Annotated in this window: 14 protein-coding genes; 8 read left to right on the top strand and 6 right to left on the bottom strand. The window is 36.2% G+C overall.

What is annotated here, in order from left to right:
- The first annotated feature begins 2 nt into the window (after positions 1 to 2).
- Together GNY06_RS12070 and GNY06_RS12075 are read left to right on the top strand one after the other, a co-directional pair.
- Positions 3 to 233, top strand: coding sequence for a ferredoxin (locus tag GNY06_RS12070; protein WP_166520301.1), 231 nt, complete (start codon positions 3 to 5; stop codon positions 231 to 233).
- Between the two features lie 3 nt (positions 234 to 236).
- Positions 237 to 800, top strand: coding sequence for a 5-formyltetrahydrofolate cyclo-ligase (locus tag GNY06_RS12075; RefSeq protein ID WP_244614432.1), 564 nt, complete (start codon positions 237 to 239; stop codon positions 798 to 800).
- Here the strand turns inward: GNY06_RS12075 and GNY06_RS12080 are convergent.
- Positions 764 to 1369: a hypothetical protein gene (locus GNY06_RS12080; RefSeq protein WP_166520302.1), complete on the bottom strand. Its 606-nt coding sequence runs from the start codon at positions 1367 to 1369 to the stop codon at positions 764 to 766. The two genes, GNY06_RS12075 and GNY06_RS12080, sit on opposite strands and share 37 nt — an antisense overlap.
- The gene (locus tag GNY06_RS12085; protein WP_166520303.1) at positions 1353 to 2384 is read right to left on the bottom strand and encodes a hypothetical protein; all 1032 of its coding nucleotides are present in this window, start codon (positions 2382 to 2384) and stop codon (positions 1353 to 1355) included. The genes GNY06_RS12080 and GNY06_RS12085 overlap by 17 nt, the downstream gene beginning before the upstream one ends.
- A 242-nt stretch (positions 2385 to 2626) precedes the next feature.
- Between GNY06_RS12085 and GNY06_RS12090 the strand changes: the two genes are divergently transcribed.
- Entirely contained in the window at positions 2627 to 2866 is a 240-nt protein-coding gene (locus GNY06_RS12090) for a hypothetical protein (RefSeq protein ID WP_166520304.1), read from the top strand.
- 50 nt (positions 2867 to 2916) lie between these two features.
- On the opposite strand, the gene GNY06_RS12095 is transcribed toward GNY06_RS12090, so the two are convergent.
- The 4 genes from GNY06_RS12095 to GNY06_RS12110 all read right to left on the bottom strand — a co-directional run bounded on the left by GNY06_RS12095 (position 2917) and on the right by GNY06_RS12110 (position 7441).
- The gene (locus GNY06_RS12095; RefSeq protein WP_166520305.1) at positions 2917 to 3684 is read right to left on the bottom strand and encodes a TrmH family RNA methyltransferase; all 768 of its coding nucleotides are present in this window, start codon (positions 3682 to 3684) and stop codon (positions 2917 to 2919) included.
- A 360-nt stretch (positions 3685 to 4044) separates the two neighbouring features.
- Positions 4045 to 5535, bottom strand: a complete 1491-nt coding sequence (gene rmuC / locus GNY06_RS12100) for a DNA recombination protein RmuC (RefSeq protein WP_166520306.1) — start codon at positions 5533 to 5535, stop codon at positions 4045 to 4047.
- Between the two features lie 97 nt (positions 5536 to 5632).
- Entirely contained in the window at positions 5633 to 6823 is a 1191-nt protein-coding gene (gene pncB, locus GNY06_RS12105) for a nicotinate phosphoribosyltransferase (RefSeq protein ID WP_166520307.1), read from the bottom strand.
- A 141-nt stretch (positions 6824 to 6964) separates the two neighbouring features.
- The gene (locus GNY06_RS12110) at positions 6965 to 7441 is read right to left on the bottom strand and encodes a Dps family protein (RefSeq protein ID WP_166520308.1); all 477 of its coding nucleotides are present in this window, start codon (positions 7439 to 7441) and stop codon (positions 6965 to 6967) included.
- 483 nt (positions 7442 to 7924) lie between these two features.
- On the opposite strand from GNY06_RS12110, the gene GNY06_RS12115 reads away from it, so the two are divergent.
- The 5 genes from GNY06_RS12115 (at position 7925) to rpsJ (ending at position 12145) form a co-directional block, all read left to right on the top strand.
- Positions 7925 to 8086, top strand: a complete 162-nt coding sequence (locus GNY06_RS12115; protein WP_166520309.1) for a hypothetical protein — start codon at positions 7925 to 7927, stop codon at positions 8084 to 8086.
- A gap of 695 nt (positions 8087 to 8781) precedes the next feature.
- Entirely contained in the window at positions 8782 to 9195 is a 414-nt protein-coding gene (rpsL, locus tag GNY06_RS12120) for a 30S ribosomal protein S12 (protein WP_166520310.1), read from the top strand.
- 22 nt (positions 9196 to 9217) lie between these two features.
- Positions 9218 to 9694, top strand: coding sequence for a 30S ribosomal protein S7 (gene rpsG, locus GNY06_RS12125; protein ID WP_166520311.1), 477 nt, complete (start codon positions 9218 to 9220; stop codon positions 9692 to 9694).
- 8 nt (positions 9695 to 9702) lie between these two features.
- Positions 9703 to 11820 (top strand): elongation factor G, encoded by a 2118-nt coding sequence (gene fusA / locus GNY06_RS12130; protein WP_166520312.1) that lies wholly within the window; start codon positions 9703 to 9705, stop codon positions 11818 to 11820.
- A gap of 19 nt (positions 11821 to 11839) precedes the next feature.
- On the top strand, positions 11840 to 12145 hold the full coding sequence (rpsJ, locus tag GNY06_RS12135) for a 30S ribosomal protein S10 (RefSeq protein WP_016197802.1): 306 nt from the start codon (positions 11840 to 11842) through the stop codon (positions 12143 to 12145).
- The last annotated feature ends 111 nt before the right edge of the window (positions 12146 to 12256 follow it).

Genomic DNA, 12256 nt, shown 5'->3' on the forward strand with positions numbered 1-12256 from the left:
ACATGGTAATTATTACGCTTCAGAGAGAAAAATGCATAGGTTGTAATTACTGTGCGGAGTTTGCGCCAGAGTTTTTTCGTATGTCCAAGAAAGATGGAAAAACGGTACTTTTGAAATCTACGGATAAAAAAGGATTTTTTACATTGAAAACCCCCAGGGAAGAAGCATTTGATCCAGCCGAAAAAGCAGCTAAAGCTTGCCCGGTGAATATTATCTCGGTTAAAACGGTTTAAAATATGGGTGTTGAAAAGCGTATGCTTAGGGATAAATATATGAATAAAAGAAAAGCAATGTCCTCTGAAGATATTGCTTTTTTGTCTACAAAAATTTTCCATCAATACCTGTCTAGATTTAAACCCTTGGCTGATCAAAATATACATATATTTTTACCCATATCTTCAAAAAAAGAGATTGATACAGGCCTGTGGGTAGATTTTTTTTGGAAAAATAAGATACAAGTCTTTGTGCCGAAAATAATTAAAAATCGGATAATTTCTGTTGCGTATTTGCCCCATTCGGATATGCAGCTTAATCATTGGGGCATCCTAGAGCCGGTTTCTAATATTGGAGAAAACGTGGCTTTCGATCAAGTGATTACCCCTTTGCTCTATGCCGATCCACAGGGAAACAGAATTGGTTATGGAAAAGGATTTTATGATAGATTCTTCGCGAATTTGCATGCTGAGACACTGAGAATAGGACTTAACTATTTCTCCCCCTATGAACTAATTTCTGATGTTGATGAATACGATATAAAACTCAATCATTTAGTTTTACCCAATGAAACACTATCCTTTTGAGAAATCGGATTTTTAAAATCTACGAAATAAAATTTGAATTCACGTTTAAACTTCTTTTCCTTTACGGGTACTTCTTTTAAGATATATTGAACCTGTTTATTAAGATAGCCTGCGTATTTTTTACCTCCATCATAGTAGTCCATTCTGTATTTGGCAAAATCTAAAGTGTCTTTTTTAGTGTGGATTTCTTTAAAGGTAGATATGGCATTGATCTTCACAAAACGAGCTTTTAAACTATCCAGTTCATTTATAAAGGAATTGATCTTGCTAGAGTCGGGTTTATCAAAATATTCTTGTATTTGATGGTAAAGGGTGAAATCAATATCAGAATCCTTATTACCAGCTGCATAGTGAGCCGCTAGATCATAGAGTTCTTGTAGCTTGAGCCCCGTAATATAATTTCTTGCTTGAACACTATCAAATTCAACCGGAGAATAGGTGGTGGTGTTATTATTGTATTTTACTGTTTCTATTGTATTTTTACCACTGTATTTCTTATTACAGGCAATTAATCCAAGGATGATAAAGAGGCCCGAAAAGAAGCTTAAGGCATTATGGATTTTTTTCATTATTTCTAATTCTGAATTTGATTAATACTATTTTCCCATTCGAAATTTTGCTTTCGATAACGTCCAGATTTTCTAGTGAGGTTGTCGGAAGAGAGAGAAAAGCAATATAGCGTTGCTTGCTCATGGTTTCTACATTGAAATATTGATTATCAAATACTTGATAAATTACAGCATTGTCACTGATAAGATTTTCGAGCTGTGCTCTCCTGTTTTTAAAATCTTTAGATCTGGAATAAGAATATAACATCATATTGTACTCGTTGGGTTTGAGTTCAATAATTTCTGTCTTGGAAGCATTTTCTAGATTTCGAGTAAGGCTTAAAGGTCTATAAAACACAGAGCTGATAACCATTTTAAGGGTTTTATCTTTTGTTGAGTATACAAATGGTTCATTCGGTTTCACTTTATATGTTAGAGGAGACTCACTCTCTTTTAAAACTTTTACTTCAACCTCATTTTGTACCGGTTGGCTTCTATCTGCATCAATAAATTTAAAGGTATAAGTCCTGTAGAAAAAGCTATCTGCAAAGTATAATATCGCCAAGAATATCGCCAATATAGTTGAAACACCAATCCAAAGATATTTCTTTAACTTAAATATAAAAGATTCATTTATAATAGGTTTATGGGTGGTTTTGGGGAGGACGAATTCTGAGAAGGTATCTTCATTTGGGTTGTAATGGGGTGGTATTGCTGGAGATTTTTCTTCTGTATAGGCATTTTCCGGATAGCTTTTCTCTGGCTCTAAGGTTGTTTCTTCAGGTTGGATGATGTTTTTATGTAATGGTTTTTTCTTTTTAAAATCATACCAAGAGCTGTAACCCGCATAAACTGAGAGCAGATTCAGTATATCAATGCGGGGGAGCCTGCTCATGGGTGAGCTTTTGAAATAAGTATAAAAAGACTTTTCACTGATATTACCTTTTGCCTTTTTGCGAAGGTCCTCCTGGAAGTAGATAATGTCAATACCCTTCCATTTTGAAATATCATCATGAGAAGGAGTGTGGCTCTCCATATATTTGGCTTGAACCTCAGATTTTAACTGTTTAAAATACAATAGTTCCAAATCAGCTAAAGGATTTATTTTATTTAAGTTGTTGATTTTCAGATATGTTTGTTTGTAAAATAGTTTTACAAAGGTATTACAATTAATTTTCTTAAACAAGTTTTTTAGCTAGATTACCTTTGTGTTGTTCAATTCGTGAAAAGTAGAACAAACTAAAAAAATATTTAACAAATTAAATTTAATTTTCAATTATGAAAAAGTCATTCTTAAACATCGCTGCTGCAGCTGCTATCGTTGCTGTTTCTTTAGTATCTTGTAAGAAAACTGAAACTGCTGCCACTACTGAAGGTGCAGCTGATTCTATTAAAGCTGATACTACTGCTGTAGATACTGTTGCTGCTCCAGCTGCTCCAGCTGCTCCAGCTGCTGATTCTGCTAAAGTAGAAGCTCCAGCTGCTGATTCTGCTAAAGTAGAAGCTCCAGCTAAATAAGTAAAATATCTTTATAGATAATTTAAAGTCGCTTTTTAGCGACTTTTTTTTTAATTTTTTTGTCTTAGCATTTCATAACAACTGATGGCTACGGCATTGCTCAGATTAAGAGAGTCTATACTCCCTGTCATCGGAATAAGAGAATTACTTCCCTTATCCTTCCAAAATTTGCTCAGTCCTGAGTGTTCAGTTCCGAAACACATTACGGTTTTCCCTTCCAAATTAACTTGATGAATAGGTGGGGTCGGGTGATCTTCCATAAAAGTTGTTATAATCTTATAGTGGTAGCGTTGCAGAAAGTTTAATGCCGTAGCGTTATCGGTTTGAAAAAAATTCATACCAAAAAGACAACCTACGCTTGAACGGATAACATTTGGATTGTAGAAATCTACTTTCGGATCTGTAATAATGAGCGCATCTATACCGAAAGCCTCGCAACTTCTTAATATAGCGCCTAAATTGCCTGGTTTTTCAATGCTTTCTAGCAGGATGATTCCAGAGTTGTGTTTGGGGGTGAAATCGGCTAATGAAAATTGCCTTTCTTTATAGATGCCTATAATGCCTTCAGAAGATCCTCGATAAGCTAATGAATCATAAATTTTTGTCGAAACCATGTTGATTTTAGCCTGTGGAAGTGTGTCCTGAAAAATATCACCGCAAATAAAAAATTCAATAGGATCATAACCAAAGCTTAAGGCTCTTTGGTTCTCCTGACGTCCTTCTACTATAAAAACTTTATTCTTACGGCGTTCGCTATTTTTAGTGATCAGCTTGCTTAATCTTTTTATTTTGTCGTTTTGTAAACTTTCTATTTGCATTTTGCAAAACTATATAAAATTTGGCATTAGTAAGCTTTGCTTAAAAAAAAGCGATGATCATTTTTTAGTTTATAGCCTTATTAAAAAAGCTATAAGGGGGATTCTGGATGGAGTGATAGTGAAGTAAATTAAAGAAGAATACAGCTACTAGAGATAGCAGCTTGTAGAGGTATAGACTTATCAGCTCTTCTTAATCTATTCCACAATTTTAAATATAAGCCTTTGGTATGATGTTAAAACAAATTGCTGTTTTTTCTTTATTATGGAGTTACAATGAAATGAATACGAGTGTCTGGCATCTTTAAAAAATACCAAAATCCTCTATCTCTTTAATTGATGGAAAGCTCTTCCCCTCGTCTATTATTTTAGTGTACCACTATTATCAATTAGACTCTGTGGGAGATCCTTCTTATTTTTGATGCCTAAAGATTTTAGTTTCTGGGTCTGGGTAACCAGATTATCGTTCCCTGTAGAGAGTTGTTTGTAGGCGTCGTTGTATACACTTTTAGCCTGATCTAAATTTTTCCCTACCTTTTCAAGGTTTTCTATAAAGCCTACAAACTTATCGTAGAGCTTAGCGCCTCTTGCTGCGATTTCCATAGCATTTCTATTTTGATATTCGCGTTTCCACAGATCCGCAATAAGTTTGAGTGAAGTGATGAGATTGCTCGGATTCAGCAGTAATATTCTTCGCTCATAGGCGTAATTCCATAAATTTTGTTCGGCTTGCATTGCGGCAATATAGGCAGGTTCGCTCGGAATGAACATCATTACAAAATCCAGTGACTTTCCATAGTCATCATAAGCTTTTTGGCTGAGCTGTTGAATATGGTTTTTAATCGAGGAGAGGTGTCGGTTGAGCTTTAAAGTGTATAGATCTTGATCTGTTTCATCTACCAATTCCGTAAAGGCAGTGAGTGAGACCTTTGAGTCTATAATAACATTTCTTTCGTCGGGATATTTGACTACAGCATCTGGGCGCATTTTTTTTCCTGAAAACGCTGAGAATAAAGCTTTATTATCTTCGTCTCTCAATTCGTGTTCTAGAAAATACTCTCTTCCCTTCATTAATCCAGATTTTTCCAGAATACTTTCCAAGATCATTTCACCCCAGTTCCCCTGTGTTTTACTCTCGCCTTTTAGAGCGCGGGTTAGTTTTTTTGCATCCTCTGAAATTTGCTGGTTGAGTTGGGCTAATTCTTTTACTTTTTCGGCTAAAGAGAAACGTTCCTTATTTTCTTGTGCATAGGCTTCATTTACCCTGTTTTTAAGATCTAAAATCTTTTCCTGAAAAGGCTCCAGTATATTTTTGAGGTTAGCTTGATTGAGGCTCGTAAACTTTTCAGTTTTTTCTTCTAAAATTTTATTAGCAAGATTTTCGAATTGTAACTGGGCAGCCTCCTGCATATGGATAATTTCTTTTTTCTGAGTCTCCAGTGTATTTTGTAGACTTTCATTCAGTGCCGAAAGCTCAGCATTTTTAGCCAATATATTCTGTTTTTCATTTAAGAGGGCTTCGATTTGTATGCCTTGTTTAGTATGGGTTTGTTTTTGCTCTTCGAGTTGCATCCTCAAGCTATTATGTTCTGCAGTTATTTTAGCATATTCGCTTTTTAAATCATTTAATACATCTGATATTTGGACATTAAGTTCCTTCTCCTTACTCATATAGAGGTTCAGTTCCTGGATTTTTAAATTTGAATTTTCTAAATCTGAACAGGTTTTTATATGAGCGTGCTGGAGTTGGTCGTATGTCCTTTTGGGGATACTAGACGATTTTAAAATAAAGTATACCATAATACTGCCTATAGCTCCCCCTACAGCAAAAACAATAAATAAATTTAGATCCATACTGCAAAGTTACAAAATTATAGAAGCCGCTAGTCCGTTGATTCTAGGGATAAGCTGTAGTTTTTGTAAGAATGAGATAAAAAACGCTAGAGCAAGTTTAATCCTTAATTTTTAAAAAAACTTTTGCGAGTTCTATCATTTTGGGGTTTCCCGAATGTTTGCCTTTTTCATCCGAGAGTTTTACAGTAGGAATCCACTCGTTATTAATTCCCTTAACCCCCATTAACTTAATGACAATATTGCTCGCTGGAAGACCTACATCGTTGGTGAGATGGGTTCCTATGCCAAAAGAAATGCCTATCTTCCCCTTACAGGCATGGGTGATTTCTTCTACCTTTTCAGTAGTGAGTGCATCGGAAAAGATGATGTACTTAAATAAAGGGTTGATACCGTGTTTTTGATAGTGCTTAATGGTTTTTTGCGCAAATTCTATAGGATCGCCGCTATCATGTCTCACACCGTCAAAGAGTTTTGCAAATTTCTTATCAAACTGCTGGAAAAATACATCGGTGGTATAGGTGTCTGAGAGTGCTACTCCTAGGTCTCCACGATAAACATCTATCCAGTGCTCTAAAGAAAGAGGATTCGCCATTTTGAATCCGTATTCTGCAGCGTGAAACATAAACCATTCGTGTGCGTGGGTGCCGATGGGTTTTACATTGTACAACATGGCCATATGTACATTAGAGGATCCTATAAAGGTAGAACCTTTTACAGAGGTTAGGGCCTGCATTACCAAGCGGTGAACCTCGTATGAGTGTCTTCTCCGGGTGCCAAATTCAGCAAAAGGAACTTGTAATTCTGCAAATTTTCTCTCCTTCTCTAGGGTTTTACGGATAACAGTGTCGTCGTTCTCTCTTTTCCCCCCTGTCATGGAATAGTATAGTTCGCTAATTAGGCTTAGTAACGGGACCTCCCAGAGTATAGTGCGGTACCACAAACCAGAAATTTGCACCTTTAGTTCGCTGCCTTTTTGTTCAATATCGACCTCTGACGGGTCGTAACGATAGCCTTCCAGAAAATCAATATAAGGCAAACCTAGGTAAGGACAGGTCTTTTTTAGAAATATTTTCTCCTCAGGGCTCAGTTTTAGTTTCGACATTTCCTTGATAGCCTTGCTCAGCTCATCAGCGAAGCCTTCAGGGTAGATGTGTTTTCCTCGGTTGATAAATTCATATTTTACGACTTGTCTGGGGAATAGCTTGGTTACAGCGCATTGCATCGTGAATTTGTAAAAATCATTATCCAATATGGAGAAAAGCCTTGCCCTTTTGTAGTCTTCTAACATCCTAGTTTATTTATGCGAATATACATAAGATAAATGAAATAAGCTTATCGCACGAAAAAGGGGAGGAGAATTAAAAGCGACTCTTTTTATATAAAAAGAGTCGCTTTTACATTGAGGTTGCACTAGGATTAGTATATATTTTTATTGTCCTAGGAATGAATTGTACATCCAGATATCTTTTTCCTGTTCGGAGATATAGTCACTCATCAGTGAATTAGTCCCTTCATCGCCTGCATCCGCTGTGATATTTAATAGCTCTCTTTGCAGCCCTATAATGGTTTTAAAAGAATTTAAAATGTTTTTCACACACTTGTGAGCATCGCTAACCTCCTTACTCTCTTGAATAGTTGCATTTTTAATATAAAAAGAGTAGTTGTGCTCTGGTTGAGCTCCTAAAGTGAGAATACGTTCTGCTATTTCATCGATTTTGAGAATAAGGTTGTTGTAAAGTTCTTCAAATTTTGGATGCAAAATAAAGAATAAATCTCCTTTTATGTTCCAGTGAGCTCCACGAGTGTTCTGGTAGAAAATTGAATAATTTGCTAATAGTACATTTAATTTTTTAGCTATATTTTCGCAATCTTCAACTTTAAGGCCTATTAAATTGGGATTTTTCATAAATTTTATTTTTTTTAGGTTTAGAAAACATACTTATACAAAAATAACAAGTTATGGAGAAGATATAGGCATATTATAATAGATGTTATCTAATTTAAATATAGATTTCAAAAGTTTATATAAATCGCTAAAGTTAAATATTTGCAGTTTTAAGATAATACAATCCAAGCTATAGATTTTAGTAAAAGGAAAAAAACAACTATTCTGCAAAATTTAGACCTAAGGTTTAGGAAGGGACTAAATAAACCTTTGACATACTCAAGATGTAGTATTTTTTGTAGAAGGGGTATGCATGTCCTAAACTTATTCGGCTGTTGACAAGGAAAATATACCCAAAATATTGAGGCTTTATAAAAATTCAGCTAAAGCTGATTGAGGTGTCAGCGGTAAGGCCTCTGTCATAATCAAATGAGATGATTCTCTACAAAATCAATTAGATGATGAAGAATTATATCCTAATCTACTGGTACTAATATTAAGACGATGGATAGTCCATTGCAAAAAATTAATAGGAAGGTCTATATCAAAGTCATGAGATCCACGATGAAAGAGCTTTGGAATTATATTCAGTTGTTATTCAATTATAAAGATAAAATAAGCCTGATTGTAACCAATTTAACATGGATGCCTTTTGGATTCCATTAAAAAAGTTTTGCAGGGTGGTTAAAGTTTTCTTTATTAAGGTCATTAAAAAGGTATTCAACCAGAGATAGAATAAGAAACTTTTACTTTTGATTTTAGGCTTAAGCTGGCTTTGACCTCTTTTACAACTAGTATCATTTACATTCTATTTAGAGGCTTTAAGTATAGTCCCTTTTGCAAATTTAGATAGTGTTCACTCTATCTTTTGGGTGATATTGTTTCTGTTTATTTTTAAACCAGTGATTTTCAGTTTTTTTGAGTGGATCAGAAGAAGAGAGGTAATATATAAGTATTGGGCTTGTGGGGTGGGCGCTCATAAAATTGTAAAATATGGGGAATGTAATCTTTAAAAAGCGCAGTGAAGCGGGGCTAAGTTTCCATTTTACAGGTTTCATAAATTTTATTGATTGGTACAGCTCATTATAAAAAGCAGGTAACTCTGCAATAGTGGAATTATATATGGAGGTTTAAATAAGAATTTGGGTTTCTGTCTAAATTGGGTCGATTATTCTCGGGATAATAGAGTGTGTTTATATAAAAATATGGGATAAAATTCTCTTTCAGTATTGTTACACCTATTTCTGTTATTGCGATAGTAAGAAAAAGAAAAAACGACTTTAACAAAACATAATTGTTTGTAAATCAAAAAATAATTTTTATTTTTGCATCCTCAAATAAAAATAATATAAAGCAATTACATGCCTACTATTCAACAATTAGTTAGAAAAGGAAGAGCCATGCTTACTAAGAAGAGTAAATCGGCTGCTTTGGAATCATGTCCACAAAGAAGAGGCGTATGTACGAGAGTATATACCACCACGCCTAAGAAACCTAACTCAGCTTTGAGAAAAGTTGCAAGGGTTAGACTTTCTAATGGTAAAGAGGTGAACGCCTACATCCCGGGAGAAGGACATAATCTTCAGGAGCACTCGATAGTATTGGTAAGAGGCGGAAGGGTGAAAGACCTACCGGGAGTTAGATATCACATTGTACGTGGTGCTTTGGATACAGCAGGAGTTAATGGAAGACTTCAGAGAAGATCTAAGTACGGCGCTAAGAGACCTAAACCAGGACAAGCCCCTGCTGCTACAGGTAAGGGTAAGAAAAAGTAATCATTAAATTAGGAACAGTACAATGAGAAAGACAAAAGCTAAAAAAAGACCTTTGCTACCAGATCCAAAATTTAATGATCAATTGGTAACAAGATTTGTAAATAACCTGATGGTGGATGGTAAAAAATCCATCGCTTTCAGAATATTCTACGATGCACTAGAAATCGTGGAGAAGAAAAAAGAAGATCAGGAGAAAAGCTCTCTTGAAGTGTGGAAAGATGCATTAACTAACGTAATGCCACATGTAGAGGTAAGATCCAGACGAGTAGGGGGGGCGAACTTCCAGATTCCAATGCCCATCCGTGCAGACAGAAAAATCTCTATGGCGATGAAGTGGTTGATAAAATATGCTACAGCTAGAAATGATAAATCTATGGCCCAAAAGTTAGCGGCAGAGATTATTGCTGCGGCTAAAGAAGAAGGAGCGGCGGTTAAGAAAAAGACCGATACGCATAAAATGGCTGAGGCGAATAAGGCATTCTCACACTTTAAATTTTAATTTGTAAGATGAGTAGAGATCTTAAATACACAAGAAATATTGGTATCGCTGCACACATCGATGCTGGTAAAACTACTACAACAGAGCGTATACTCTTCTATACGGGAAAGACACATAAAATTGGTGAGGTTCACGAGGGTGCATCTACCATGGACTGGATGGAGCAGGAAGCAGAAAGAGGGATTACCATCACCTCTGCGGCGACTACTTGTAACTGGAATTTCCCAACAGATCAGGGTAAATCTTTACCAGAAACCAAAGGATACCATTTTAACATTATTGATACTCCAGGACACGTTGATTTTACCGTAGAGGTAAACAGGTCTCTAAGAGTATTGGATGGATTGGTATTCTTATTTTCTGCAGTAGATGGAGTGGAACCTCAGTCTGAAACCAACTGGAGATTGGCCGATAACTACAAGGTTGCCAGAATGGGATTCGTTAACAAAATGGATAGACAAGGAGCAGACTTCCTTAATGTGGTAAACCAGGTTAAAGATATGCTAGGGTCTAACGCGGTTCCAATCGTATTACCTATCGGTGCTGAAGAAGACTTCAAAGGAGTGGTTGACCTCATTAAAAATAGAGCGATTATCTGGCATGAAGAAACCCAGGGAGCTACTTTCGATGTGGTGCCTATTCCTGATGATATGAAGGAAGAAGTATTGGAGTACAGAGAAAAGTTAGTAGAAGCTGTTGCCGACTACGACGATACTTTAATGGAAAAATTCTTCGAAGATCCAGATTCAATCTCTGAAGATGAGATCAACGAAGCTTTGAGAAAAGCTACAATTGATCTGTCTATTATTCCGATGACTTGTGGATCCTCTTTCAAAAACAAAGGGGTGCAGTTTATGTTAGATGCTGTATGTAGATATCTTCCTTCGCCAATGGACAAGGATGATATTAAAGGTACAGACCCGAGAACAGATGCTGAAATTACGAGGAAACCAGATGTTAAAGAACCATTTTCTGCATTAGCATTTAAAATTGCTACCGATCCGTTCGTAGGTCGTTTGGCTTTCTTTAGAGCATATTCAGGTAGATTAGATGCTGGTTCTTACGTTTTGAATACAAGATCTGATAATAAAGAGAGGATTTCTAGAATCTATCAAATGCACGCGAACAAGCAAAATCCTGTAGAGTATATCGAGGCAGGAGATATCGGTGCAGCAGTAGGTTTTAAAGATATTAAAACAGGAGATACTCTTTCCGATGAAAAGAATCCTATCGTTCTTGAATCCATGATCTTCCCAGATCCAGTAATCGGTATTGCGGTAGAGCCTAAAACTAAAGCAGACCAAGATAAACTAGGAAATGCATTAGCCAAGCTTGCTGAAGAAGATCCGACTTTCCAGGTGAAAACAGATGAAGCGTCAGGTCAAACCATTATCTCTGGTATGGGTGAACTTCACTTGGATATCATTGTAGACCGTTTGAGAAGAGAATTTAAAGTAGAAGTTAACCAAGGACAACCTCAGGTAGAGTACAAAGAATCTCTTACAGCTAAAGCAAGCCACAGAGAGGTGTACAAAAAGCAAACTGGTGGTCGTGGTAAATTTGCTGATATCGTATTTGAACTAGGTCCTTCAGATGAAGGTAAATTGGGTCTTGAATTCATCAATGAAATTAAAGGGGGTAATATTCCTAAAGAATTTATACCTTCTGTAGAGAAAGGATTTAAAGAAGCGATGAAGAACGGACCTCTAGCAGGATTCGAAATCGAAGGGATCAAAGTGACTCTTAAAGATGGATCTTTCCACCCGGTTGACTCTGACCAGTTGTCCTTTGAATTAGCGGCTAAGCTAGGCTTCAAAGAGGCGGGTAGAGCGGCTAAACCAGTTATCATGGAGCCTATCATGAAGCTGGAAGTGGTAACTCCAGAAGAATATATGGGGGATATTGTAGGCGACCTTAACAGAAGAAGGGGTATGGTAAACGGTATGGATGATAGAAACAATGCGAAAGTGATTAAAGCATTCGTTCCTCTATCCGAAATGTTCGGTTATGTAACTTCATTAAGGACCTTGTCATCCGGTAGAGCTACATCTTCTATGGAATTTGAGAAATATGAACCAGCTCCGCAAAACGTTGCTGAGGATGTAATCGCAAAAGCAAGAGGTTAATTTTAAATTTAGATTAAAAATGTCACAAAGAATCAGAATAAAACTAAAATCTTACGATTACAACTTGGTTGACAAATCTGCTGAGAAAATCGTAAAAACAGTAAAGGCGACAGGAGCTATTGTTAATGGACCTATTCCTTTACCAACACATAAAAGAATCTTTACTGTGTTGAGATCACCACACGTTAACAAGAAATCCAGAGAACAATTCCAGCTATCCGCTCATAAGAGACTGATGGATATTTACTCTTCTTCTTCCAAAACAGTGGATGCACTCATGAAGCTCGAGCTTCCAAGTGGTGTAGATGTAGAGATTAAAGTGTGATACGTGCATACTTTGCCGTGATAATAAAAAGCGCTCCATTTTCTGAATGGAGCGCTTTTATTGTTTGAAAGGTGGAGTATAATAGGTTGAACTACACAGGTAATTCCTTGC

This window comes from Elizabethkingia argenteiflava (genome assembly GCF_009904105.1).
GTDB classification, from domain to species: Bacteria; Bacteroidota; Bacteroidia; order Flavobacteriales; family Weeksellaceae; genus Elizabethkingia; species Elizabethkingia argenteiflava.